Annotated in this window: 22 protein-coding genes; 18 read left to right on the top strand and 4 right to left on the bottom strand. The window is 72.3% G+C overall.

Annotated elements, in window-relative coordinates:
* Positions 1–30 precede the first annotated feature (30 nt).
* Positions 31–216, bottom strand: coding sequence for a 50S ribosomal protein L28 (rpmB, locus tag ACFO3J_RS04125; RefSeq protein ID WP_093737864.1), 186 nt, complete (start codon positions 214–216; stop codon positions 31–33).
* 157 nt (positions 217–373) lie between these two features.
* Here rpmB and ACFO3J_RS04120 point away from each other — a divergent pair, with 157 nt between their 5' ends.
* From ACFO3J_RS04120 to mutM, 9 genes are all read left to right on the top strand, one after another.
* Entirely contained in the window at positions 374–2,176 is a 1,803-nt protein-coding gene (locus ACFO3J_RS04120) for a DAK2 domain-containing protein (protein ID WP_386426209.1), read from the top strand.
* A gap of 45 nt (positions 2,177–2,221) precedes the next feature.
* Positions 2,222–4,477, top strand: a complete 2,256-nt coding sequence (recG, locus tag ACFO3J_RS04115; protein ID WP_386426208.1) for an ATP-dependent DNA helicase RecG — start codon at positions 2,222–2,224, stop codon at positions 4,475–4,477.
* An 89-nt stretch (positions 4,478–4,566) separates the two neighbouring features.
* Entirely contained in the window at positions 4,567–5,148 is a 582-nt protein-coding gene (rsmD, locus tag ACFO3J_RS04110; protein ID WP_386426206.1) for a 16S rRNA (guanine(966)-N(2))-methyltransferase RsmD, read from the top strand.
* An 80-nt stretch (positions 5,149–5,228) separates the two neighbouring features.
* Complete coding sequence (gene coaD / locus ACFO3J_RS04105; RefSeq protein ID WP_386426205.1) at positions 5,229–5,708, top strand: pantetheine-phosphate adenylyltransferase; 480 nt, start codon at positions 5,229–5,231, stop codon at positions 5,706–5,708.
* 10 nt (positions 5,709–5,718) lie between these two features.
* Entirely contained in the window at positions 5,719–6,903 is a 1,185-nt protein-coding gene (locus ACFO3J_RS04100; RefSeq protein ID WP_386426203.1) for an ATP synthase F0 subunit B, read from the top strand.
* A gap of 150 nt (positions 6,904–7,053) precedes the next feature.
* Positions 7,054–7,677 (top strand): YceD family protein, encoded by a 624-nt coding sequence (locus tag ACFO3J_RS04095; RefSeq protein WP_386426600.1) that lies wholly within the window; start codon positions 7,054–7,056, stop codon positions 7,675–7,677.
* 2 nt (positions 7,678–7,679) lie between these two features.
* Positions 7,680–7,853, top strand: a complete 174-nt coding sequence (rpmF, locus tag ACFO3J_RS04090) for a 50S ribosomal protein L32 (RefSeq protein WP_069465182.1) — start codon at positions 7,680–7,682, stop codon at positions 7,851–7,853.
* A 7-nt stretch (positions 7,854–7,860) separates the two neighbouring features.
* A complete protein-coding gene (gene rnc, locus ACFO3J_RS04085; RefSeq protein ID WP_386426202.1) occupies positions 7,861–8,619 on the top strand; it encodes a ribonuclease III in 759 nt (252 codons plus the stop codon).
* A gap of 263 nt (positions 8,620–8,882) precedes the next feature.
* Positions 8,883–9,749, top strand: a complete 867-nt coding sequence (gene mutM, locus ACFO3J_RS04080; protein WP_386426201.1) for a bifunctional DNA-formamidopyrimidine glycosylase/DNA-(apurinic or apyrimidinic site) lyase — start codon at positions 8,883–8,885, stop codon at positions 9,747–9,749.
* Here mutM and ACFO3J_RS04075 read toward each other — a convergent pair.
* Together ACFO3J_RS04075 and ACFO3J_RS04070 are read right to left on the bottom strand one after the other, a co-directional pair.
* Positions 9,722–10,144: a winged helix-turn-helix transcriptional regulator gene (locus tag ACFO3J_RS04075; protein WP_386426199.1), complete on the bottom strand. Its 423-nt coding sequence runs from the start codon at positions 10,142–10,144 to the stop codon at positions 9,722–9,724. The two genes, mutM and ACFO3J_RS04075, sit on opposite strands and share 28 nt — an antisense overlap.
* 21 nt (positions 10,145–10,165) lie before the next feature.
* Complete coding sequence (locus tag ACFO3J_RS04070) at positions 10,166–11,065, bottom strand: CAP domain-containing protein (protein ID WP_386426197.1); 900 nt, start codon at positions 11,063–11,065, stop codon at positions 10,166–10,168.
* A 136-nt stretch (positions 11,066–11,201) separates the two neighbouring features.
* Here ACFO3J_RS04070 and ACFO3J_RS04065 point away from each other — a divergent pair, with 136 nt between their 5' ends.
* The 5 genes from ACFO3J_RS04065 to ftsY all read left to right on the top strand — a co-directional run bounded on the left by ACFO3J_RS04065 (position 11,202) and on the right by ftsY (position 18,664).
* Positions 11,202–11,483, top strand: coding sequence for an acylphosphatase (locus ACFO3J_RS04065; protein WP_386426196.1), 282 nt, complete (start codon positions 11,202–11,204; stop codon positions 11,481–11,483).
* A 307-nt stretch (positions 11,484–11,790) separates the two neighbouring features.
* Entirely contained in the window at positions 11,791–11,994 is a 204-nt protein-coding gene (locus ACFO3J_RS04060; protein ID WP_386426194.1) for a hypothetical protein, read from the top strand.
* Between the two features lie 224 nt (positions 11,995–12,218).
* Positions 12,219–15,821: a chromosome segregation protein SMC gene (gene smc / locus ACFO3J_RS04055; protein ID WP_386426193.1), complete on the top strand. Its 3,603-nt coding sequence runs from the start codon at positions 12,219–12,221 to the stop codon at positions 15,819–15,821.
* A 137-nt stretch (positions 15,822–15,958) separates the two neighbouring features.
* Positions 15,959–17,374 carry a sugar porter family MFS transporter gene (locus tag ACFO3J_RS04050; RefSeq protein ID WP_386426191.1) on the top strand — a complete coding sequence of 472 codons (1,416 nt, stop codon included), beginning with the start codon at positions 15,959–15,961 and terminating at the stop codon, positions 17,372–17,374.
* 87 nt (positions 17,375–17,461) lie between these two features.
* Positions 17,462–18,664, top strand: a complete 1,203-nt coding sequence (gene ftsY / locus ACFO3J_RS04045) for a signal recognition particle-docking protein FtsY (RefSeq protein WP_386426190.1) — start codon at positions 17,462–17,464, stop codon at positions 18,662–18,664.
* A 107-nt stretch (positions 18,665–18,771) separates the two neighbouring features.
* Here the strand turns inward: ftsY and ACFO3J_RS04040 are convergent, their stop codons facing one another.
* Positions 18,772–19,503 carry a bifunctional DNA primase/polymerase gene (locus tag ACFO3J_RS04040; protein ID WP_386426188.1) on the bottom strand — a complete coding sequence of 244 codons (732 nt, stop codon included), beginning with the start codon at positions 19,501–19,503 and terminating at the stop codon, positions 18,772–18,774.
* 318 nt (positions 19,504–19,821) lie between these two features.
* Here ACFO3J_RS04040 and nsdA point away from each other — a divergent pair, with 318 nt between their 5' ends.
* The 4 genes from nsdA to ACFO3J_RS04020 all read left to right on the top strand — a co-directional run bounded on the left by nsdA (position 19,822) and on the right by ACFO3J_RS04020 (position 25,676).
* Positions 19,822–21,297 (top strand): transcriptional repressor NsdA, encoded by a 1,476-nt coding sequence (gene nsdA, locus ACFO3J_RS04035; RefSeq protein WP_386426186.1) that lies wholly within the window; start codon positions 19,822–19,824, stop codon positions 21,295–21,297.
* Positions 21,298–21,526: 229 nt separating this feature from the next.
* Entirely contained in the window at positions 21,527–22,870 is a 1,344-nt protein-coding gene (locus ACFO3J_RS04030; RefSeq protein WP_386426185.1) for an ammonium transporter, read from the top strand.
* Positions 22,867–23,205, top strand: coding sequence for a P-II family nitrogen regulator (locus tag ACFO3J_RS04025; RefSeq protein ID WP_093734776.1), 339 nt, complete (start codon positions 22,867–22,869; stop codon positions 23,203–23,205). Before ACFO3J_RS04030 ends, ACFO3J_RS04025 begins: the two co-directional genes overlap by 4 nt.
* Before the next feature lie 29 nt (positions 23,206–23,234).
* Complete coding sequence (locus tag ACFO3J_RS04020) at positions 23,235–25,676, top strand: [protein-PII] uridylyltransferase (RefSeq protein ID WP_386426183.1); 2,442 nt, start codon at positions 23,235–23,237, stop codon at positions 25,674–25,676.
* Positions 25,677–25,763: the final 87 nt, after the last annotated feature.

Genomic DNA, 25,763 nt, shown 5'->3' with positions numbered 1-25,763 from the left:
TGCGCTGCTACGACGACCGCGCCGTATAGATCAGCGCGTGACCTTGCCGGCCTTGATGCACGAGGTGCAGACATTGAGCCGCTTCGGCGTCTTCCCGACGACCGCACGCACGCGCTGGATGTTGGGGTTCCAACGACGCGGGGTACGGCGGTGCGAGTGGGAGATGCTGTTGCCGAAGCCCGGCCCCTTGCCGCAGACGTCGCAGTTGGCAGCCACGGGACACTCCAAAGACTTCAGATGCATTTACGATGAAAAGCCCGAGAGAGCCCCGGGCAACCGGAGCAGCATACAACGACCGCTCCCGGACAACGAAACTACCACGGTCCCGGCCCGCTCCCGACCGGTCCGCCCACGGCCGGGACCCGCCGCGCGGATGGATACCCTCACCAGCAGCAGCCCCCACGATCCGGTGTCCCAGGAGGACCTGTTGCCGCCCTCGCTCGACGCTTCCGCGGTGCGCGCCTGGTGCCGACTCTCGGTCAAGGCGCTGGGGCGGGCCCGCGAGGAGATCGACGCGATCAACGTCTATCCCGTCGCGGACGGCGACACCGGCACCAACCTCTATCTGACGGTGGAATCCGCCGCCCAGGCGGTGGAGGCGGTCTTCGACGGCCACGGAACCACCACCGGCGGCCCGTTGCCCACCCTCCCCGAGGCCTTCCGCGCCATGTCCCACGGCGCCCTGATCGGCGCCCGCGGCAACTCCGGGACGATCCTGGCGCAGTTGCTGCGCGGTATGAACGAGGAACTGGCCGGCCCGGTGGACGCCGGCGGCGGCCTGCCCGCCCCCGCCCTGCGCCGCGCGCTGCTCGCCGCCGCCCGGTCGGCGTACGAGGCCGTCGCCCGGCCGGTCGAGGGCACCATGCTCAGCGTCGCCAGCGGCGCGGCCCGGGCCGCCCAGGACGCCGACGGCGATCTCGCCGAGGTGGTCGGTGCCGCCCACTCCGGGGCGCTGGCCGCCCTGGCCGGCACCCCGGGCCAGCTCGGCGTGCTGCGCCGGGCCGGCGTGGTGGACGCCGGCGGCCTCGGGCTGGTGGCCGTGCTCGGCGCGCTGTGCGAAGCGGTGACCGGGCAGGCGCCGCTGGGCCCGGTGCCGGGCGCGGCCGGCGGCGCCGGCACGTCCTTCCGCCACGAGCACGCCCTCGCCCCGGAGCGGGACACCGAGCACGGGGACGAGCACGGGGACGAGCGCAGGGACGGGCACGAGGGCGGGCACCAGGACGGGACCGCGCCCGCCTGCACGGAGGAACGGCACTTCGCCGCGGGCGGTCCCGCCTTCGAGGTGATCTTCCTGCTGGAATCGGCCGACGACAGCGCGGTCCGCAGGCTCCGGGACCGGCTGGACGCCCTCGGCGACTCACTGGTGGTGGTCGGCGGCGACGGGCTGTGGAACGTGCACGTCCACGTGGACGACGTCGGCGCCGCCGTCGAGGCGGGCATCGAGGCCGGGCGGCCCTACCGGATCAGGGTCTCCCACTTCGGCGAGCAGACCCGCCCCCGGGGCGCCGAGCGGGCCCGCCGGGCCGTGGTCGCCGTCGTCCACGGCGAGGGCCTGGCCGGACTCTGCGCCGAGGCCGGCGCGACCGTCGTCGCCGTACGCCCCGGTGAGCAGCCCGCCAGCGGCGAGATCGCCGCCGCCGTCCGGCGCGCCCACGCCCGCGAGGTGATCCTGCTGCCCAACGACGCCGAGCTGCGCCACGCGGCCGGCGCCGCCGCCGAGCAGGCCCGCGCCGACGGCGTCCGGGTCGCCCTCATCCCCACCCGCTCCGCCGTCCAGGGCCTGGCCGCCCTCGCCGTCCACGACGCCTCCCGCCACTTCGACGAGGACGTCGTCGCCATGACCTCCGCCGCCGGCGCCACCCGCTACGCCGAACTCGCCGTCGCCGAGCACCGCTCCTGGACCATGGCCGGCGTCTGCCAGGCCGGCGACGTCCTCGGCCTCATCGACGGCGACGTGGCCGTCATCGGCTCCGACCTCGCGGCCACCGCGGTCACCGTGCTCGACCGCATGCTGGCCGCCGGCGGCGAACTCGTCACCCTCATCCCGGGCGCCACCGCCCCCGCCGACCTGGCCCCGCGCATCGAGTCCCACGTCCGCGAGGTCCACCTGGCGGTGGACACGGTCACCTACGAGGGCGGCAGGCAGTCGGTACCGCTGCTGATGGGGGTGGAGTAGCGGACCTGCGCCGGATTGTCGGCGCCGTGCGCGAGGATGGGCGGGATGAGCGGCAACCCCTTGGACGAAGCACTGAGAAAGCTCGTCGGCGATCGCACCGCGAAGGTGCTGGACGAGCACCTGGGCCTGCGCACCGTCGGAGACCTGCTGCATCACTACCCGCGGCGGTACGCCGAGCGCGGGGAGCTGACGCGGCTGGCCGACCTGCCGGTGGACGAGTACGTGACCGTGGTCGCGCAGATCGCGAAAGCGGACAAGCGGACGTACGGCCGGGGTTCGGGCGTACGCCTGGAAGTGGTGGTGACCGACGGCAGCGGCTCGCTCACCCTGGTGTTCTTCAGCAAGGCCGCGCACGCGCACGCCCACCGGCTGATCCCCGGCCGGCGCGGGATGTTCTCCGGCAAGGTGTCCGTCTTCAACCGCACCCGGCAGCTCGCGCACCCCGACTACCAGCTGCTGGACGCCGACGAGGGCGAGGAGGCGGTGGACGCCTTCGCCAACCGGCTGATCCCGCTGTATCCGGCGGTCAAGCAGATCACCTCCTGGCAGATCGCGCAGGCCGTGGAGACCGCGCTGGACTCGCTGGGCGGCCTGGCGTGGGCCGGGGTGGGGGAGCCGCTGCCGGACGCGCTGCGCGCCAGCCGCGATCTGGCGCCGCTGCCCGAAGCGCTGGAGAAGATCCACCGGCCCGGTACGAAGGCCGACATCGAGACCGCCAGGAAGCGGCTGAAGTGGGACGAGGCGTTCGTCCTCCAGGTGGCGCTGGCCCGCAGGAGGGCCGACGAGTCGGCGCTGCCGGCCGTACCGCGCCGGCCGGCGGGAGACGGGCTGCTGGCCGCGTTCGACGCGAAACTGCCCTTCACCCTGACCGACGGCCAGCGCGCGGTCACCGCGGAGATCTTCGCCGACCTGGCCACCGATCACCCGATGCACCGGCTGCTGCAGGGCGAGGTGGGTTCCGGCAAGACGCTGGTGGCGCTGCGCGCGATGCTCGGCGTGGTGGACACCGGCGGCCAGGCCGCCATGCTCGCGCCGACCGAGGTGCTGGCCCAGCAGCACCACCGATCGGTCACCGAGATGATGGGCGAGCTGGCCCAGGGCGGCATGCTCGGCGGCTCCGACCTCGGCACCAAAGTCGTCCTGCTGACCGGTTCGATGGGCACCGCGGCCCGCCGCCGGGCGCTGCTGGACCTGGTGACCGGTGAGGCCGGCATCGTGATCGGCACCCACGCGCTGATCGAGGACAAGGTGAAGTTCCACGATCTGGGCCTGGTGGTGGTGGACGAGCAGCACCGCTTCGGCGTGGAGCAGCGGGACGCGCTGCGGGCCAAGGCCGACCAGCCGCCGCACCTGCTGGTCATGACGGCCACCCCGATCCCCCGGACGGTCGCGATGACCGTCTTCGGCGACCTGGAGACCTCCGTCCTGGACCAGCTGCCCGCCGGGCGCTCGCCGATCGCCACCCATGTCGTACCGGCCGCCGAGAAGCCGCACTTCCTGGCCCGGGCCTGGGAGCGGGTACGCGAGGAGGTCGAGGGCGGTCATCAGGCCTATGTGGTGTGCCCGCGGATCGGCGACGACGAGGACGTGAAGGACACCAAAGACGCCAAGGACCCCAGGGACGCCGAAGGCACGAAGAACGCGAAGAGCGCCGGGAAGAAGCAGCCGGCCGACGACGGTGAGCGCCGGCCCCCGCTGGCCGTGCTGGAGACCGCCGAGCAGCTCGCGGCCGGCCCGCTGGCCGGGCTCCGGGTCGAGGTGCTGCACGGCAGGATGGCGCCGGACGCCAAGGACGACGTGATGCGCCGGTTCACGGAGGGCGAGGTGGACGTCCTGGTGGCCACCACCGTCATCGAGGTCGGCGTGAACGTGCCGAACGCCACCGCGATGGTGATCATGGACGCCGACCGGTTCGGCGTATCGCAACTGCACCAGCTGCGCGGCCGGGTCGGCCGGGGCAGCGCGCCGGGGCTGTGCCTGCTGGTGTCCGAGGTGCCCGAGGCCGGCCCGGCCCGCGCCCGGCTGGACGCGGTGGCCGCCACCCTCGACGGCTTCGAGCTGTCCAGGATCGACCTCGAACAGCGCCGTGAGGGCGATGTGCTGGGCCAGGCGCAGTCCGGCAGCCGGTCCTCGCTGCGGGTGCTGACCGTCATGAACGACGAGGACGTCATCACCGCCGCCCGCGACGAGGCCACCGCGGTCGTCGCCGCCGACCCGGAGCTGGCCGCCCACCCCGATCTGCGCAGCGCCCTGGACAGCCTGCTGGACGCGGACCGCGAGGAGTTCCTGGACAAGGGGTAGCGGGGGCGGACCCCTGACCCCCGGATCAGGGGGCGAGCGGATCGGGGCCGGGCCCGGCCGGGAGGTAGTCTCGTGCCCGTGAGCCCCTCATGACCCGTGTGATCGCCGGCGCCGCCGGCGGGCGTCGCCTGGCCGTGCCGCCGGGCACCGGAACCCGCCCCACCTCGGACCGGGCCAAGGAGGGGATGTTCTCCGCCTGGGAGTCGCTGCGCGGCTCCCTGGACGGCTCGCGCGTCCTCGATCTGTACGCCGGCTCCGGCGCGGTCGGGCTGGAGGCGCTGTCCCGCGGCGCCGAGCACGTCCTGCTGGTGGAGTCCGACCCGCGCGCCGCCCGGGTGGTGCGGGAGAACGTGACCGCGCTGCGGCTGCCCGGCGCCGAGGTCCGCACCGGCCGGGCCGAGAAGACGGTGGCAGGACCCGCCCCCGGGCCGCGCTACGACGTGGTGTTCCTGGACCCGCCCTACGACGTCCCCGACGACGATCTCCGCGAGATCCTGCTCACACTCCGGTCGAATGACTGGCTGACCGCCCGGGCGCTGGTCACCGTTGAGCGCAGGACCCGGGGCGGTGCCTTCGACTGGCCGCCCGGGTTCGAGGGCTCGCGCTCCCGGCGCTACGGCGAAGCGACTCTTTGGTACGGTCGCGCCGCCGAAGTCACCGCCGGGTCATGAGCCCGCCCGAGTCGACACGAGCCGCCATGAGTTCCAGCAGCCTCAGTCCCAGCACCCGTCCGGAGAGCGAGGAGCCACTCTTGCGCCGCGCAGTCTGTCCGGGGTCCTTCGACCCCATCACCAACGGACACCTCGACATCATCGCCCGCGCCGCCCGGCTGTACGACACCGTGCACGTCGCCGTGATGATCAACAAGGCGAAGGACGGCATGTTCACCATCGACGAGCGGATCTCGCTCATCGAGGAGGTCACCGGCGAACTCGGCAATGTGAAGGTCGAGTCCTTCCACGGCCTGCTGGTGGACTTCTGCAAGCAGCGCGACATCCCGGCCATCGTCAAGGGCCTGCGAGCGGTCAGCGACTTCGACTACGAGCTCCAGATGGCGCAGATGAACATCGGCCTGTCGGGCGTGGAGACCCTCTTCGTCCCCACCAATCCCGCCTACAGCTTCCTGTCCTCCAGCCTCGTCAAGGAAGTCGCCCAATGGGGCGGCGACATCTCGCACTTGGTGCCGGTGCCCGTCCTGGACGCGCTCACCGCCAAGCTCCGGCAGCAGTAGAGTCTTCGTCGTGGACGTCCAGAAGAAGCTCGATGAGATCGCGGCAGCCGTCGCCGGCGCCCGGTCGATGCCGATGTCGGCCTCCTGCGTGGTGAACCGGGCCGAGCTGCTGGCCATGCTCGACGAGGTCTCCGCGGCGCTGCCGACCTCGCTGTCCCAGGCCGAGGAACTGCTCGGGGGCCGCGAGCAGATGGTCCAGGAGGCACGCGCCGAAGCCCAGCGGATCATCGAGTCGGCGCACGCCGAACGCGGTTCGATGGTCTCCGACACCCAGATCGCCCGCCAGTCGCAGGACGAGGCGGAGCGCATCGTCGCCGAGGCACGCCGCGAGGCGGACGAGATCCGCGCCGAGGCCGACGACTACGTGGACAGCAAACTGGCCAACTTCGAGGTGGTGCTCACCAAGACCATCGGCTCGGTCGACCGCGGCCGGGAGAAGCTGCTGGGCCGCGACCCCTACGCCGAGGACCAGTACGGCCAGGAGTACGCCGAGGACGACCCGGACGCCCCCGAGCGCAGCACCGACCCCGAGACGCTGCGCCGCCGCGCCGACGAGTACGTGGACACCAAGCTCGGCGCCTTCGAGGCGGTGCTCAGCAAGACGCTGGAGGCGGTCGGCCGCGGCCGGCTCAAGCTCACCGGCCACAACCCGATCGACGACCTGGCCGCGCAGATGGCCGCCGCGGACGCCGCCGAGGGCATCGGCGAGCAGACCGGCACCCACCGGCAGAGCGACGCCGACTACATGGCGGGACTCGCCGCCCCGGTGGCGCGGGAGCAGGCCGAGCTCAGCCAGTACGGCTACGAGCCGCCCGCCGTCCCGGCCCAGCAGACCGACCCCGCCTACGGCTACCCGCAGGACCCGGCGGCCGCCTACGGCTATGTGCCGGAGCAGGCGGGCTACGAGCAGCAGCAGCAGCCCGAGCAGGGCTACGACCAGCAGCAGGAGTACGTACCGCAGGCCGGATACCCGGCCGATCCGTACGCACAGCAGCAGGCCTACCCGCAGGACCCCTCGTACGGCTACCCGCAGCAGGGCTACGACCAGCAGGGCTACCCCCCGCAGCCGCCGCAGCTCCCGTACCAGCAGCAGGACGGGTACGTCCCGCAGCCCGCCGCGCTGGACGAGACCAGCTTCTTCGACACCGGCATGATCGACCTCAACCGGCTGCGGGAGCTGGAACAGGGGCGCTGAGCGCGCCGCGCGCCGGCCCCGGCCCGGTTCTGTTTGGGCGGGGGCTGCGCGTCCAGTATCCTGTCACTTCCAGCCGTGTGAATCGCCGGCGCTTTGGCCTGCCCACCCGCGAAGGGCGCGGACAGGTCGTACCGATGAAAGCAGGAAGCCCTGAACACCCGCCTCGACCACCATGCCCCGCTCGTGTTCGACACACGCGAGCTGGGTCGTCGTCCTGGCGCGATGAAGAAGGTCTCCCGCTCGGTGCCCGCCCCCAAGGACCTCGGCATCATCGATGTCATCGGGGTACCGGAAGGCGCCACCGTCGAGCTGGCGCTCCGCCTGGAGTCGGTCGTGGAGGGTGTGCTGGTCACCGGCACCGTCCGCGCGCCGGTGGCGGGGGAGTGCGTAAGGTGTCTGGAGCCGGTCCGGCGCGAGCTGGACGCGGACTTCCAGGAGATGTTCTCCTACCCCGACGCCGACACCAGGACCGCCCGCAAGGACGAAGCCGGTGACGACGCCGAGGACGAGGACGTGCTTGAACTCGAGGACGATCTTTTCGACCTCGAACCCGTGCTGCGGGACGCGGTGGTGCTCGCACTGCCGCTGCAGCCGGTGTGCCGGGAAGACTGCCCGGGCCTGTGCTCCGAATGCGGGGCCCTGCTCGCGGACGACCCGGACCACCACCATGAGGTCACCGACATCCGTTGGGCGGCCTTGCAGGATCTGAAGCAGGATCTCACCAACCCGCTGAACGGTGCCGGAGACGACGCCGACAAGAACCAGGAGAAGTAGCCGTGGCTGTTCCGAAGCGGAAGATGTCGCGCAGTAACACGCGCCACCGCCGTTCGCAGTGGAAGGCTGCGCCCGTGAGCCTGGTGGCGTGCGAGCGCTGCCACGAGCCGAAGCTCCAGCACATCGCGTGCCCGAGCTGCGGCACCTACAACCGCCGTCAGGTCCTCGAGGTCTGATCGGCAGGTGACAGGCTCAGTGTCCTCCACGTCAGACGCATCGGTGTCGCCGAAGGCCGCGGACAAAGCCTCGTCCCACACGCTTCTGGAAGGGCGGCTCGGGTATCACCTCGAACCCGCCCTTCTGGTGCGTTCGCTGACCCACCGTTCGTACGCCTACGAGAACGGCGGGCTGCCCACCAACGAGCGACTGGAGTTCCTCGGGGACTCCGTGCTCGGCCTGGTGGTCACCGACACCCTCTATCGCACCCACCCCGACCTGCCCGAGGGCCAACTGGCCAAGCTGCGGGCCGCGGTGGTCAACTCGCGGGCCCTGGCAGGGGTCAGCCGCGGGCTCGACCTGGGCGCGTTCATCCGGCTCGGCCGGGGCGAAGAGGGAACCGGCGGCCGGGACAAGGCATCGATCCTCGCGGACACCCTGGAGGCGGTGATCGGGGCGGTCTATCTCGACCAGGGTCTCGACGCGGCCTCCGAACTCGTCCACCGTCTCTTCGACCCCCTGATCGAGGAATCCTCCAATCTCGGCGCCGGCCTGGACTGGAAGACCTCCCTGCAGGAACTCACCGCCTCCGAAGGTCTCGGCGTCCCCGAATACGGTGTCACCGAATCCGGCCCCGACCACGAGAAGACCTTCACGGCTGCCGCCCGCGTCGGTGGTGTCGAGTACGGCACCGGCACCGGCCGCAGCAAGAAGGAAGCGGAGCAGCAAGCCGCTGAGGCGGCTTGGCGCAGCATCCGGAAGACGGCCACCCCGGCCGCCGGCTGACCCCCGCGCCCCTTCGGGTAGTGCTCCTCCGGGTTGCGCTCCGCAGGGGCGCGGGGCTGTTGTCCAGGTGCGGCTGGCGCCGCGTGGCGCCCCGTGAGGGGCGCGGGGAACCGCGCGGGCAACCGGCCACCGGCCGGTGGCCCGGATCCGACCGCGACTGCCCCCTCGGGGCGGTGCCGTCCCGCGGGTCGGCGCACCGCTGCGGGGCGCACCCGCTTCTGCCGGGGCAACGCCAGGACAACGCCAGGAGAAGGAGAGCCGCCGTGCCCGAACTGCCGGAAGTCGAAGTCGTCCGGCGCGGCCTGGCCCGCTGGGCAAGCGGCCGGCCCGTCGACGACGTCACCGTGCTGCACCCCCGCGCCGTACGCCGCCACGCGGCCGGCCCGGAGGACTTCGCGAAGACGCTGCGCGGCACCGTACTCGGCGAGGCCCACCGCAGGGGCAAGTACCTCTGGCTGCCGGTCAGCGACGACCTCTCACTGGTCGCCCACCTCGGCATGAGCGGGCAGTTCCTGATCCGCCCGGTGGACGCGCCCGCCGAGACCCATCTGCGGGTCCGCTTCACCTTCGCCGACGACGAAGGCAACGACCTGCGGTTCGTGGACCAGCGGACCTTCGGCGGCCTCTCGCTGCACGACACGGTGCCGGGCGACCCGGAGCAGCTGCCGCAGCCGCTGGCCCACATCGCCCGCGACCCGATCGACCCGGCCTTCGACGACGACGCCTTCCACGCGGCGCTGCGCCGCAAGCGCACCACCATCAAGCGCGCGCTGCTCGACCAGTCGCTGATCAGCGGCGTCGGCAACATCTACGCCGACGAGGCGCTGTGGCGCAGCAAGCTGCACTACGACCGCCCGACCGCGTCACTGAACCGCCCGCGGACCGCCGAACTGCTCACGCACGTCCGCGAGGTGATGGGCGCCGCGCTGGCGGCCGGCGGCACCAGCTTCGACAGCATGTACGTCAACGTGAACGGCGAGTCGGGCTACTTCGACCGCTCGCTGGACGCGTACGGCCGGGAGGACGAACCCTGCCGGCGCTGCGGCACCCCGATCCGCCGCCGCTCCTGGATGAACCGCTCCAGCTACTTCTGCCCGCACTGTCAGCCGGTGCCGCGCGCCCTGTCGTAGCAGCCCCGGGCCGCGAGCACATCCGGCATCCGGCCCTCCACCAGGTCGATCAGCGCACGCAGCCGCCGCGCGGTGTCCTCGCCGAGCGGGCTGAGCCGGTACTCGACGTGCGGGGGATGGGCCTGCCGCGCCTCCCGGACCACCAGGCCGTCGCGCTCCAGCGCCTGGAGCGTACGGGAGAGCATCTTCTCGCTGATCCCGTCCACCCGGCGGCGCAGTTCGTTGAAGCGCAGCGTGCCGCCGGCCAGCGCGCACAGCGTCAGACCGCCCCAGCGCCCGGTGACATGCTCCAGGGCGCCGCGCGAGGGGCAGTTCCGCGCGAACACGTCGAACGGCTCCGACGGCGCCGCGCCGTCCTGCCCGCCCGCTGTGGCGTCCCCGGTCGGCTCGCTCATGCAGCCAGGGTAATCCCCGGCTCAGAAGCCGAAGTCCTGCGTCCACCAAGGGCCGCCGGTGCCGAAGTGGATGCCCACGCCGAGGGTGGTGTAGTCGCAGTTGAGGATGTTGGCGCGGTGGCCGGGGCTGTTCATCCAGGCGTCCATGACCGCCTGGGCGTCGGCCTGGCCGCGGGCGATGTTCTCGCCGCCGAGGTTGGTGATGCCGAGCGCCTTGGCGCGGTCCCAGGGGGTGTGGCCGTCGGGATCGGTGTGGTCGAAGAAGCCGCGGGCCGCCATGTCGTCGCTGAAGTTCTGCGCGAGCTGGTCCAGGTCCGCACTGGCGGTCAGCGGTTTGCAGCCGGCCGTGGCGCGCTGGTCGTTGACCAGCGAGAGGATCTGGGCGCGGGCGGCGGTCACCGCGTCGGAGGACACCGGTGTCTCGGCGGGCGCGGTCCTGGCCGGGGCGAGCGTCACCACCGGGGTGGTCGGCGCCGCGGTGGTGCGGGTGGGCGTCGGGGCCGGGGGCTTGGTCGGCGCCGCGGGGGCGGTGGTGCCGCGCGGCGAGGCGCTGGGGCGCGGGGTGGCGGCCTTGCCGCCGGGAGTGGCCGCGGGCGAGGCGCCGGGCGCGGTGGTGGGGCCGCCGGCCGGGGTGGTGCTCCCGCCGAGCGGCGAGGGTATGTCGCTGCCGGGCGCCGCGGGGGCGGGGCCGGGGCCGTCCGCCTGGCCCGCCTGAAGACGGCCGCCCTCACCGTCCCGGTGGGGCAGCTGGCCGGTCACACCGGACAGCAGCCCGGACGAGGCCGCGACCGCGCCCACCGCCATCGCCGCGGACGACGCCAACAACCCCGTACGCACCGGGTGGTGCTTGCGCCGCCCCCGGTGGCCGCGGGGGCCGGGCTGCGGTGCTGCCGGCTGCGCATGACGGCTGTGTCGCCCCATGTACCGCGCTCCTCACTGCTTCCGGTACTGCCCGGGCCGTAGCCCGAACGAGTGAAATCCCGTCGGTGGGCGACTGTAGCGAATCGCGCCCGCCGGCGATGTGATCCATCCGGAACCGGGGGGATAGCGTGCGTACATGAACGAAAATGTCCGGCTCACCGCCTGGGTGCGCGGCCGGGTGCAGGGTGTCGGGTTCCGCTGGTGGACCCGGGAGACGGCGCTGCGGATCGGCGGTATGTCGGGCTACACGGGCAATCTGGAGGACGGCCGGGTGCAGGTGGTGGCCGAGGGTCCGCGTGATCGGTGCGAACTCCTGCTCGACTGGCTGCGGGAGGGCGACACGCCCGGCCGGGTCGACGGAGTGACCGAAATCTGGGGGGTGCCCCGAGGCGGTTATCAGCGATTCGAGATTCGCTGAACACAACCTGTTGCCATCCGGCGGATGCCGTGTCAGGCTGCCCCCATCGAGGATGATCTCGAAGCCCGACGAGTAGCCCACGGCGCGGTCGGCGCCGTGTTTTCTGAGGCGGACCCGACGGCTGAGCTGTGATCGTGTTGACCGTCCCCTGAAATGGTGAGACGCTAAAAGCCCCGCGCATCGCGGCCCCGAGGAATGACAAGCGGCGGCCGTGGAGTATTCACAACACCCTGTGCGGGAGCGAACACACCCTCACCCACGACCATACCGCTTTCGGTCGGTCACTCAGCGTGGAGGACCATCCATCATGGCAAAGGCGCTTCTCGGTTACGTCGGCGGTCCCGACCCGCGACTCCTCGCCGAGATGCGAAGGCTGCAGCAGCGCGTTCAGGACCTGGAATCCGAGCTCAACCGGATGCAGGCTGAGAACGACGCGCTGTCTGTCGCGTCGCATGAAGAGTCGCTGCTCAGCAGCCTCGACGTAGTTCGCGCGGAGCCCGTACCCGCCTGATCCGGTCCGTTCGGCCGGACGGGTGTCGCGGACACCGCGTGAGACAGTGGTGCAAGGGACGCCTCGGCGTCCCTTCGTCTTTCCCACCGCTGTGTCGTCCCCTGTTGTTCGTCTGTGCCACGCCTCCCGTACCACCGTGCTTACCCTGAACGGCCCTGCTCTACGTCTGGTGTGCCCTGCACATTCAGCGGTGAAACCGAGCAGCCCTAGTAGAGTCGACCGGCGTGCATCTCAAGAGCCTCACGCTGCGCGGTTTCAAGTCGTTCGCCTCGGCGACGACGCTGCGCTTCGAACCCGGAATCACCTGCGTCGTCGGCCCCAACGGGTCCGGCAAGTCCAATGTGGTGGACGCGCTGTCCTGGGTGATGGGCGAGCAGGGTGCCAAGTCGCTGCGCGGCGGCAAGATGGAGGACGTCATCTTCGCCGGCACCACCGGCCGCCCCCCGCTGGGCCGCGCCGAGGTGTCCTTGACCATCGACAACTCCGACGGCGTACTGCCGATCGAGTACACCGAGGTCACCATCACGCGGATCATGTTCCGCAACGGCGGCAGCGAATACCAGATCAACGGCGACACCTGCCGGCTGCTCGACATCCAGGAACTCCTGTCCGACTCCGGCATCGGCCGGGAGATGCACGTCATCGTCGGCCAGGGCCAGCTGGACTCGGTGCTGCACGCCGACCCGATGGGCCGCCGCGCGTTCATCGAGGAGGCGGCCGGCGTCCTCAAGCACCGCAAGCGCAAGGAGAAGGCGCTGCGGAAGCTGGATGCCATGCAGGCCAATCTGGCCAGGGTCAGCGACCTCACCGGCGAACTGCGCCGCCAGCTCAAACCGCTCGGCCGTCAGGCCCAGGTCGCCCGCCGCGCCGCCGTCATCCAGGCCGATCTGCGCGACGCCCGGCTGCGGCTGCTCGCCGACGACCTGGTGACCCTGCGGGAGGCGCTGCGCGCCGAGGTCGCCGACGAGGCCGCGCTCAAGCAGCGCCGGGACACGGTGGAGGCCGAACTCGCCGACGCGCTGCGCCGCGAGGCACGGTTGGAGGAGCAGGTCCGCGCCCTCACCCCGCGGGTCAACGACGCCCAGGCCACCTGGTACGCGCTGTCCCAGCTGTCCGAACGGGTCCGCGGCACCATCGGCCTGGCCGAACAGCGTCACCGGCACGCCACCGGCCAGCCCGCCGAGGAACGCAGGGGCCGCGACCCGGAGGACATGGAACGCGAGGCCGAGCGCATCCGCGAGCAGGAGGCGGAACTCACCGAGGCCCTCGACGCCGCCCAGCGTGCCCTGGACGACACCGTCGACCACCGCGCCGAACTCGAACACCGCCTCGCCGAGGAGGAGACCCGGCTCAAGGCCGCCGCCCGCGCCATCGCCGACCGCCGCGAGGGACTGGCCCGGCTCAACGGCCAGGTCAACGCCGCCCGCTCCAAGGCCGCCGCCGCCGAGGCCGAGATCGGCCGGCTCACCGCCGCCCGCGACGAGGCCCGCGACCGCGCCGAGTCCGCGCAGGCCGATTACGAGGAACTGCGCGCCCAGGTCGAGGGCCTCGACGCCGACGACTCCGAGCTGGAAGCCCGCTACGAGGCCGCCCGCGCCGAGCAGGCCGCCGCCGAGGAGGAGTTCAGCGCGGCCCGCGAAGCGGCCACCGGCGCCGAACGCCGGCGCGCCGCCGTCGCCGCCCGCCGCGACGCCCTCGCCCCCGCGCTGCGCCGCAAGGACGGCACCGGAGCGCTGCTCGGCGACGACGGCGAGCGCCCCGCCGGGGTGCTCGGCTCGGCCGCCGCCCTGCTCAGGGTCACCCCCGGCTACGAGATCCCGGTCGCTGCCGCTCTCGGCGCGGCCGCCGACGCGGTGGCCGTCACCGGCCCCTCCGCCGCGGCCGAGGCGCTGCGGCTGCTCCGCAAGGACGACGCCGGGCGCGCCGCCCTGCTGCTGGCCGGCGCCCCCCACGTCGAGCCGGCCCACTCCGGGCCGGCCGGTGAGCCGCCGCGCCTGCCGGCCGGCGCGCGCTGGGCGGCCGACCTGGTCGCCGCACCCGAGGAACTGAGCGGCTCCGTACGGCGGCTGCTGGCCGGCACCGCGGTGGTCGACTCGCTGGCCGACGCCGAGGCGCTGGTGATACGGCATCCCGCGCTGACCGCGGTCACCGCCGAGGGCGATGTGCTGGCCGCCCACCTCGCCCAGGGCGGTTCGGCCAAGGCGCCCAGTCTGCTGGAGGTGCAGGCCCAGGTCGACGAGGCCACCGCCGAGCATGTCCGGCTGGAGGAGCTGTGCGGCCGGCTGGCCGAGCAGCAGCAGGCGGCCAAGGAGCGGCGGGCCGCCGCCGCCCGGACGGTGGAGGAGCTGGGGCAGCGGCGGCGGGCCGCGGAGAAGGAGAAGTCGTCGGTCGCCCAGCAGCTCGGCCGGTTCGGCGGGCAGGCGCGTGCCGCGGCCGGCGAGGCCGACCGGGCGGCGGCGGCCGTCGTACGGTCCGAGGAGGCGCGGGCCGCCGCGCGGGAGGAACTCGAAGAGCTGTCCTACCGGCTGAGCGAGGCCCAGGAGGAGCCCGGCGACGAGGAACCGGACACGTTCGTCCGCGACCGCCTCGCCGCCGACGGCGCCAACGCCCGGCAGACCGAGATGGAGGCCCGCCTCCAGGTGCGTACCCACGAGGAAAGGGTCAAGGGCCTGGCCGGACGCGCCGACGGACTCGACCGGGCCGCCCGCGCCGAACGCGAGACCAGGGCCAGGGCCGAGCAGCGCAGGGCCCGGCTGGCGTACGAGGCCTCGGTGGCCGCCGCCGTGGTGGCCGGCGCCCGCGGCCTGCTGGAATGCGTACAGGTCTCGCTGGGCCGCGCCGAGGCCGAGCGCGCCGCGGCGGAAGAGGCCAGGACCCAGCGGGAGGCGGCGCTCGGCACCGAGCGCCGCCGCGGCCGTGAGCTGAAGAGCGAACTCGACCGGCTCACCGGCGACGTCCACAAGGGCGAGGTGCTGGGCGCCGAGAAGCGGATGCGCATCGAGCAGCTGGAGGCCAAGGCGCTGGAGGAGCACGGCATGGAGCCCGCCGGGCTGGTCGCCGAATACGGCCCGGACCAGCAGGTGCCGCCGTCCCCGCCGGCCGAGGGCGAGATCCTGCCCGACGACCCGGGGGCCGCCCGCAACCAGCCCGTTCCCTATGTACGCGCCGACCAGGAGAAGCGGCTGCGGGCCGCGGAGAAGGCATACGCGCAGCTCGGCAAGGTCAACCCGCTGGCGCTGGAGGAGTTCGCGGCGCTGGAGGAGCGGCACAAGTTCCTCACCGAGCAGCTGGAGGACCTGCGCAAGACCCGCGCCGACCTGCTCCAGGTGATCAAGGACGTGGACGAGCGGGTCGAGCAGGTGTTCAGCGCGGCCTTCCACGACACCGCCCGGGAGTTCGAGGGAGTGTTCTCCCGGCTGTTCCCCGGCGGCGAGGGCCGGCTGCTGCTCACCGACCCCGACAACATGCTCACCACGGGGGTGGACGTCGAGGCCCGGCCGCCCGGCAAGAAGGTCAAGCGGCTGTCGCTGCTGTCCGGCGGCGAGCGGTCGCTGACGGCGGTGGCGATGCTGGTGTCGATCTTCAAGGCGCGGCCGAGCCCGTTCTATGTGATGGACGAGGTCGAGGCGGCGCTGGACGACACCAATCTGCAGCGGCTGATCCGGATCATGGAGGAGCTCCAGGAGAGCTCCCAGCTGATCGTCATCACGCACCAGAAGCGCACCATGGAGGTCGCCGACGCCCTGTACGGCGTCTCGATGCAGGGCGACGGGGTGTCCAAGGTGATCAGCCAGCGGCTGAGGCACGGCAAGCGGCAGCCCGTCTGAGGGAACAGCGGGATCCGTCGGCATAGTCTGCGCGACTCTGCCGAGACGTTCGAGTGGTGGCCGGGAAGAGCTCGGCCAACACTTGAAGATCCAGACCCTCATGTGAGGGCTCAACGCCGAGCCCGAGGAGGACCCCCTTGACGACCATCAGGACAACAGCGGCCACCGGTCCGAAACCGTCGCCGCCCGAGCACCTCGGCCGCGTCATCTTCATCGCCGCCGCCGCCGCCATGGGAGGCTTCCTCTTCGGCTACGACAGCTCGGTGATCAACGGCGCCGTCGAAGCCATCCGGAGCAAGTACGGCATCGGCTCCGCGCCGCTGGCGCAGGTCGTCGCCATCGCGCTGATCGGCTCGGCCATCGGCGCCGCGGTGGCCGGCCGGATCGCCGACCGCATCGGCCGCATCCGCTGCATGAAGATCTCCGCCACGCTGTTCGTGATCAGCGCGGTGGGCTCGGCGCTGCCCTTCGCCCTGTGGGAGCTCTCCTTCTGGCGGATCATCGGCGGCTTCGCGATCGGCATGGCCTCCGTCATCGGCCCCGCCTACATCGCCGAGGTCTCCCCGCCCGCCTACCGCGGCCGGCTGGCCTCCTTCCAGCAGGCCGCCATCGTGCTCGGCATCGCCGTCTCCCAGCTGGTGAACTACGCCATACTGCGCGGAGCCGGCGGCGACCAGCGGGGCCACATCCTCGGCCTGGAAGCCTGGCAGCTGATGCTCGGCGTGATGGTCGTCCCCGCGGTGATCTACGGGTTGCTGTCCTTCGCCATCCCCGAATCCCCGCGCTATCTGCTCACCGTCGGCCGCGAGCACGAGGCCCGCTCGGTGCTCGCCGACGTCGAGGGCGGGCATGTCGACCTCGACGCCCGCGTCGCCGAGATCAACACCGCGATGAGGCGTGACGACAAGGCGAGCTTCCGCGATCTGCTGGGCGGCCGGTTCGGCTTCCTGCCGATCGTCTGGATCGGCATCGGCCTGTCCGCCTTCCAGCAGCTCGTCGGCATCAATGTGGCCTTCTACTACTCCTCGACCCTGTGGCAGTCGGTCGGCATCGACCCCAGCAGCTCGTTCCTGTACTCCTTCACCACCTCGATCGTGAACATCATCGGTACGGTGATCGCGATCCTCTTCGTCGACCGTATCGGCCGGCGGCCGCTGGCCCTGATCGGCTCGGTCGGCATGGCGGTCTCCCTGGCCCTGGAGGCGTGGGCCTTCTCCTACAAGCACGGCGCGACCCTGCCCAATCTGCAGGGCACGGTCGCACTGGTCGCCGCCCATGTCTTCGTGCTCTTCTTCGCCCTGTCCTGGGGCGTGGTGGTCTGGGTGTTCCTCGGCGAGATGTTCCCGAACAAGATCCGCGCGGCCGCGCTGGGAGTGGCCGCCTCCGCCCAGTGGATCGCCAACTGGGCGATCACCGCGAGCTTCCCGAGCCTGGCGAGCTGGGATCTCTCGGGCACCTATGTCATCTACACGGGCTTCGCGGTCGCCTCCATCCCCTTTGTGCTGCGCTTCGTCAAGGAGACCAAGGGGAAGAGCCTGGAGGAGATGGGCTAAGGTCTGCCCGGCCTGTCGTACGTCCACACCGGGTCTCAGCGGCCGGAGGCGAGGCCGCGGCAATAAAAGGCAGATACTGGGGTGGTTATGGAAATTGTGATCCTTGTCGTCGTCATCGCCGTGGTCGTGCTTCTCGGGGCCGGCGGGCTGGTGGTCGGCAGCCGCCGCAAGAAGCAGCAGCTGCCGCCCCCGCCGCCGAGCGCCCCGACGATCACCAAGCCTCCAGCCGAACCGCAGGTCGGGGACGAGGCCGAAACCCCGCGGGAAGAACCCCGCCGGACCATCGAAGAAGTCCCGCTGCCCGGCGGGACCGCCGCCCCGGAGGCGCCCGAGGAGGCACGGGCGCCGATCGCGATCGAGCTGCCCGAACCGGCGGCCGGCCGCCTGATCCGGCTGCGGTCCCGGCTCTCGCGCTCGCAGAACTCGCTGGGCAAGGGCCTGCTGGCCCTGCTGTCCAGGGAGCGGCTGGACGAGGAGACCTGGGAGGAGATCGAGGACATCCTCATCACCGCCGATGTCGGCGTCACCCCCACCCAGGAACTGGTCGGCCGGCTGCGCACCCGGGTGAAGGTGCTCGGCACCAGGACCCCGGAGGAGCTGCGCACCCTGCTGCGGGAAGAACTCATCACCCTCGTCGACCCCAGCTTCGACCGCACCCTGCGCACCGAGAGCCACGAGGAGACCCCGGCCGTCGTGCTGGTCGTCGGGGTCAACGGCACCGGCAAGACCACCACCACCGGCAAGCTCGCCCGGGTGCTGGTCGCCGACGGCCGCAGCGTCGTGCTCGGCGCCGCCGACACCTTCCGCGCCGCCGCCGCCGACCAGCTCCAGACCTGGGGCGAGCGGGTGGGCGCGCGTACGGTCCGCGGCCCCGAGGGCGGCGACCCCGCGTCGGTGGCCTTCGACGCGGTGAAGGAAGGCATCGCGGCGGGCGCCGACACCGTGCTCATCGACACCGCCGGCCGGCTGCACACCAAGACCGGCCTGATGGACGAGCTGGGCAAGGTCAAGCGGGTGGTGGAGAAGCAGGGCCCGGTCGACGAGGTGCTGCTGGTCCTCGACGCCACCACCGGCCAGAACGGCCTGGTCCAGGCCCGGGTCTTCGCCGAGGTGGTCGCCATCACCGGCATCGTGCTCACCAAGCTCGACGGGACCGCCAAGGGCGGCATCGTCGTCGCCGTCCAGCGCGAGCTGGGCGTGCCGGTCAAGCTGGTGGGCCTCGGCGAGGGAGCGGACGACCTGGCCCCGTTCGAACCCGAGGCGTTCGTGGACGCGCTGATCGGGGAGTAGCCGGACCCGTCCCACCCCCGGTCCTGGTACGGGTGAGGGGCCCCGCCATCAGGCGGGGCCCCTCACCCGTACCAGGACCCCCGGCCCGGAGTCCCTGCCCCCGCGCCCTACGCGGAGACACCTTCCCGGTGGCTGGCATACGCCAGCGTGCCCAGGAGCAGCCGGGCCTCCGGGAGCTGGGGCCTGGCGTCGAGGCGGGGTTCGCGGAGCCAGCGGACCGGGCCGAGGCCGCCCAGGTCGGAGGGGGGAGCGGTGACATGGTCACCGGGGCCCAGACAGCGCAGGTCGAGCCGGGCGTCGTCCCAGCCCGTCCGGTAGAGCAGGTGGGGCAGCTCGGCGGCGGCGCCGGGGGCCACCAGGAACTGCGCGCGCCCGGTCGGGGTGAGCAGCACCGGGCCGAGACCCAGCCCCATCCGCTCCAGCCGGACCAGAGCGCGGCGGCCGGGCGCCTCGGCCACCTCGATGACGTCGAACGAGCGGCCCACCGGCAGCAGCACCGCCGCCCCCGGCACCCGCGCCCACGCCTCGGCGGCCTCCTCCAGGGCGGCCCCGGCCGGGATCTCACCGGCAAAGGCGAGCGGATGCGCGCCCGGCGCCGTACAGCCGTCGTCCCCGCACGAGCAGGCGCCACCGCCCCGAACAGCCCGCGCGCCGGGCACCACGGCCCAGCCGCAGAGCCCGGCGTACTCCGCTACGTTGAGGCACATCGCGGCGTGCGATCTGCGTCGCGCGCCGGTGCGTGCGCCGATGAGCGCCCCCATCCGCGCGGCGTTTCGCACGCCGGTCCGCTGCTGCCGGATCTCCCGGATCTCCCGCATGCCGCCGATCGTGAACACCATGACACCTCCAACGGATCGCCGCTGCCGATGGTTACGCACCCGCCTGACCTCATCCGATCCGCGTGTGTCAAGTGAATCGTCTGCAACGGGAGTCGGGTTCATTCGAAGGGGTGGCGAATGGTGGCGTTTCCCCAAGAGCGGTCGCTGGATGGGTAACCGTAGGACTACGTTCAGTTGATGAGTCCCGAGCGCACTCCTGATGCACTCCGGGATATGCCGCGGGCATCCGCGTACCGCACGATCGGCCGGGAGCCGATCCCGGGATACAGGCGACAGGACTCAACAGACCCTGGTATCCAGGGGTCTGACGGAAGCGGGATGGGGGCTTTGGCCGTGGGCGCCACAGTGGAGAAAGAGCCCAACGCGCAACTGAACTCATGGTTCGTGCGCAGTGGCTGGTCCAAGGGCGAGTTGGCGCGCCAAGTCAACCGCCGGGCACGCCTGATGGGTGCCCATCACGTCAGCACCGACACCTCCCGGGTGCGCCGCTGGCTCGACGGCGAGCAGCCGCGCGAGCCGATCCCGCGCATCTTGTCCGAGCTGTTCTCCGAGCGCTTCGGCTGTGTCGTCGCGGTCGAGGACCTCGGACTGCGCTCCGCCCACCAGCCCCCGGCCGGCGGCGACGTGGACCTGCCGTGGGCCGGGCCGCAGACCGTCCAGCTGATCAACGAGTTCTCCCGCAGCGACCTGATGCTGGGCCGCCGCGGCTTCCTCGGCGCCTCATTGGCGCTGTCCGCGGGCCCCGCCCTGCTGGAGCCGATGCAGCGCTGGCTGGTGCCCAGCTCGCCCTCGGGCCCGCCCGCCCCGCTGATCTCCGCGGCCCGCGAGGCCGGCGGCCGCCCCTCCCGGCTGTCCGAGCAGGAGCTCCAGCTGCTCGAAGCCACCGCGGTGATGTTCCGCGAGTGGGACAACCAGTGCGGTGGCGGCCTGCGCCGCAAAGCCGTCGTCGGCCAGCTGCACGAGGTCACCGACCTGCTCCAGGAGCAGCACCCGGAGGGCGTCACCCGCCGCCTGTACCGGCTCACCGCCGATCTGGCCGCGCTGGCCGGCTGGATGAGCTACGACGTGGGGCTGCAGCCCACCGCGCAGAAATACCTGGTGCTGGCGCTGCACGCGGCCCGCGAGGCCGGCGACCGGCCGCTGGGCGCCTTCATCCTGTCCTCGATGAGCCGCCAGATGATCCATCTGGACCGGCCCGACGATGCCCTGGAACTCCTGCACCTGGCCCAGTACGGCAGCCGTGACTCCGCCAGCGCCACCACCCAGGCCATGCTGCACGCGCTGGAGGCCCGCGCGTACGCCAACATGGGCCAGGTCAACAAGTGCCACCGCGCGGTCCGGATGGCCGAGGACACCTTCGCCGACAGCCGCCCCGCCGAGGACCCGGCCTGGATCAGCTTCTTCAACGAGGCGGAACTGCACGCGGAGAACGCCCACTCCTACCGCGACCTCGCCTATGTGGCCGGCCGCAGCCCCACCTACGCCACCCTGGCCCACCCGGAGATGGCGCTGGCCGTGGAGGGCTTCCGTGAGGACCAGGTGCATCAGCGGGCCTATGCTCTCAACCTGGTGGGCATGGGCTCCGTCCATCTGCTGATGCGGGAGCCCGAAGCCGCCGCCGACTTCACCGAACAGGCCATAACCATCGCCAAGCGCGTCCGCTCCGAGCGCGTCAACACCCGCATCCGCACGACCACCCACACCGCGGTCCGCGACTTCGGCGACGTACCCGCCGTGGTGCACCTCGCCGACCGGCTCTCCGAGGAACTCCCGGAAGTCGCCGAGTCCGCCTAGCCCGCGCGCCCCGGTCCGAACCACCGGGGCCAGCCCCATCCGTAACTCGTATACATCCTTCACCACACCACGAGACGGTTCATCTTCGCGTAACATGCGCGACTTCTTCGTCACGACGGCGTTACACCGTACGGCATCGACGGAAACCCGGCTCAGCCAATCTCATGGCGAAAACCGGCCCACCCTTTGCACCGCCCGCACGGGCCGTTCGGATGACGAGGAGACGCCGATGGCACCAGCCATCATGACGCTGGCCGCTGATGCGCCCAAGCTCGATACCGGAAGTACGGCGTTCATGCTGATCAGCGCCGCCCTGGTGATGGTGATGACCCCGGGTCTCGCCTTCTTCTACGGCGGGATGGTGCGGGTCAAGAGCGCCCTGAACATGCTGATGATGAGCTTCATCAGCCTTGGCATCATCACCATTCTGTGGACGCTGTACGGATTCAGCTTCGCCTTCGACACCGGTAACGGATTCATGGGCGGTACCGACTGGCTGGGCATGCGCCACATAGGGATCTCCGAGCTCTGGCCCGGATACGGTATTCCGATCTACGTATTCGCCGTCTTCCAGCTGATGTTCGCGATCATCACCCCGGCGCTGATCAGCGGCGCCCTGGCCGACCGGGTGAAATTCACCGCCTGGTCGCTGTTCATCACCCTGTGGGCCACCGTCGTCTACTTCCCGGTCGCGCACTGGGTGTGGGCCTCGGACGGCTGGCTGTTCAAGAAGGGCGTCATCGACTTCGCCGGTGGTACCGCGGTGCACATCAACGCCGGTGCCGCGGCCCTCGGTGTGATCCTGGTCATCGGCAAGCGCAAGGGCTTCAAGCGCGACCCCATGCGCCCGCACAACCTGCCGCTGGTCATGCTCGGCTGCGGTCTGCTGTGGTTCGGCTGGTTCGGCTTCAACGCCGGATCCTGGCTGGGCTCCGACGGCGTCGCCGCCGTCGCCTTCACCAACACCCAGGTCGCCACCGCCTCCGCCATGCTCGGCTGGCTCATCTACGAGCGGCTGCGCCACGGCTCCTTCACCACCCTGGGCGCCGCGTCCGGCGCGGTCTCCGGCCTGGTCGCCATCACCCCCGCCTGCGGCTCGGTCTCGCCGCTCGGCGCGATCGCCGTCGGCGTCATCGCCGGTGTGCTCTGCGCCGCCGCGGTCGGCCTGAAGTACCGCTTCAACTACGACGACTCGCTCGACGTGGTCGGCGTCCACATGGTCGGCGGCATCATCGGCTCGCTGCTCATCGGCTTCTTCGCCACCGGCGGTGTCGGCCAGACCGCCAAGGGCGTGTTCTACGGCGGCGGCTTCACCCAGCTGTGGAAGCAGTTCATCGGTGTCGGCGCGGTCCTCGGCTACTCCCTGGTGTGCGCCGTCATCCTCGCCAAGCTCATCGACATCACGATGGGCTTCCGGGTCACCGAGGACGAGGAGGTCACCGGCGTCGACCAGATCCTGCACGCCGAGACCGCCTACGACTTCGCGGGCGTCGGCTCCCGCAGCGTCGGAACCGGTCTGGACAGCGCCGGCAGTGAGGCGGACGCCTCCCCCAGCAAGAAGGTGGACGCGTGAAGCTCATCATCGCCGTCGTCAAGCCGCACCGGCTCGACGAGATCAAGGAAGCCCTGCAGGCCTTCGGAGTCCACGGCCTCACCGTCACCGAGGCCAGCGGCTACGGCCGCCAGCGCGGTCACACCGAGGTCTACCGTGGTGCGGAGTACACCGTCGACCTGGTACCGAAGATCCGGATCGAGGTCCTCACCGAGGACGCCGACGCCGATCAGCTCATCGAAGTGATCGTCAAGGCCGCCCGAACCGGCAAGATCGGTGACGGCAAGGTGTGGAGCCTCCCGGTCGACACGGCCGTCCGGGTCCGTACCGGCGAGCGCGGGCCCGACGCGCTCTGACAATTCACCACCCCAGCGCTGGAGCACGAGTGACCGAAAGCGTCGAAGCGCAGGACGGCAGTTACGCGGCGGCCCGGCTGCGCCTCCTCACCCAGGAGGCGCAGTCCGGGCCGCCGCGCCGCGCCGCCCTGTCCGCCCTCACCGACCAGTGGCTGGCCTCCCTCGCCACCGAAGCCGCCGAGGCCACCGGCACCGGCGGCTACGCCCTCCTCGCCGTCGGCGGCTACGGCCGCGGCGAACTCTCCCCCCGCAGCGACCTCGACCTGGTCCTGCTCCACGACCCCGACCGCGGCGGCGCCAAGTCCGTCGCCGCGCTCGCCGACCGCGTCTGGTACCCGGTCTGGGACCTCGGCGTCGCCCTCGACCACTCGGTCCGCACCCCCGCCGAGGCCCGCAAGACCGCCGCCGAGGACCTCAAGGTCCAGCTCGGGCTGCTCGACGCCCGGCACATCGCCGGCGACCCCGCCCTCACCTCCAACCTGCGCAGCGCCGTGCTGGCCGACTGGCGCAACCAGGCCCCCAAACGCCTCCCCGCCCTGCACGAGATGTGCCAGGAGCGCGCCGAACGCCAGGGCGAGCTGTCGTACCTGCTCGAACCCGACCTCAAGGAGGCCAGAGGCGGCCTGCGCGACGCCACCGCCCTGCGCGCGGTCGCCGCCTCCTGGCTGGCCGACGCCCCCCGCGAAGGCCTCGAAGAGGCCCGCACCCGCCTGCTGGACGCCCGCGACGCCCTCCACCTGGTCACCGGCCGCGCCACCGACCGGCTCGCCCTCCAGGAGCAGGACCAGGTCGCCGACGCCCTCGGCCTGCTCGACGCGGACGCGCTGCTGCGCCAGGTCTACGAAGCCGCCCGCCGTATCTCCTACGCCTCCGACGTCACCTGGCGCGAGGTCGGCCGGGTGCTGCGCGCCCGCGACGCCCGCCCCCGCCGCCGCGGCCTGCTCGGCCGCGGCCGCAACCTCCCCGAGGCCACCCCCGAGCGCGTACCGCTCGCCGAAGGCGTGGTGGAACTCGAGGGCGAGGCCGTGCTGGCGCTGTCCGCCAAGCCCGAGCGCGACCCGGTGCTGCCGCTGCGCGCCGCCGCGGCCGCCGCCCAGGCCGGACTGCCGCTGTCCATCCACGCGGTGCGCCGCCTGGCCGCCGCCACCAAGCCGCTGCCCGTACCGTGGCCCGCCGAGGCCCGCGAACAGCTGGTCACCCTGCTCGGGGCCGGCGAGTCCACCGTCGCGGTGTGGGAGGCGCTGGAGGCCGAAGGCCTGGTCACCCGGCTCATCCCGGACTGGGAACGGGTGCGGTGCCGCCCGCAGCGCAACGCCGTGCACCTGTTCACCGTCGACCGCCACCTGGTCGAGACCGCCGTCCGCGCGGCCGGACTCACCCGCCGCGTCGGCCGTCCCGACCTGCTGCTGACCGCCGCGCTCCTGCACGACATCGGCAAGGGCTGGCCCGGCGACCACAGCGAGGCCGGCGAGGTCATCGCCCGCGACGTCGCCACCCGGATCGGCTTCAGCGCCGCCGACGTCGACACCCTCACCCTGCTGGTCCGCCAGCACCTGCTGCTCATCGACACCGCCACCCGGCGCGACCTGGACGATCCCGAGACCGTCCGCGCCGTCGCCGAGACCGTCCGCGACACCTCCACGCTGGAACTGCTGGCCGCGCTCACCGAGGCCGACGCGCTCGCCACCGGACCGGCGGCCTGGAGCACCTGGCGCGCCTCGCTGCTGGCCGACCTGGTGAGCCGGGTGGCCGGCGCCCTCGACACCGGCGCCCTGCCCGACAGCGGCGAGCGCGCACCCACCGCGGAGGAGGAGCGCCTGGCCATCGAGGCGGCCCGCACCGGCGGACCCGTGCTGGCCCTGCACGCCGAGACCGAACCCGAGGGCGAGGGCGAGGCCCGCGACGAGGCGCTCGGCGTGGAACTGCTGCTGGCCGCCCCCGACCGGCCCGGGCTGATCGCCGAGGCCGCCGGAGTCCTCGCGCTGCACCGGCTCACCGTCCGCGCCGCCGACCTGCGGTCCTTCGACCCCATCGGCGAGGGCCACGTCGCCCTGCTGAGCTGGCGGGTCTCCGCCGAATACGGCGCCCTGCCCGAGACGTCCCGGCTGCGTACCGACCTGGCCCGCGCCTTCGACGGCACCCTCGACATCGAGTCCCGGCTGGCCGAACGCGAAGCCGCCTACCCGCGCCGCCGAGGCGTCACCCCGCCCCCGCCCCGGGTCACCGTCGCCCCGGGCGCCACCTCGCAGACCGCCACCGTCCTGGAGGTCCGCGCCCATGACGCCCCCGGCCTGCTGCACCGCATCGGCCTGGCCCTGACCTCCGCCGCCGTCACCGTCCGCTCGGCCCGCATCTCCACGCTGGGCGCGAACGCGGTCGACGCCTTCTACGTCGTCGGCAAGGACGGGAATCCGCTGCCGGAGGCCAGGGCGCTGGACGTGGCCCGGCAGGTCGAGGCCGCGCTGCGCTGAGCGGGCGCCGCGGCCGGCGCCCGCCTTCCGCGCCCGCTTTCCGCGCCCGCCTTCCGTCCCGGCCGGACACCCCTTCGCCCACCGAAT

The organism is Streptomyces polygonati, from assembly GCF_042650325.1.
Lineage (GTDB): Bacteria > Actinomycetota > Actinomycetes > Streptomycetales > Streptomycetaceae > Actinacidiphila > Actinacidiphila polygonati.
The sequence above is the reverse complement of the archived record's forward strand: the minus strand, read 5'-3'. Positions and strand labels throughout refer to the sequence as shown.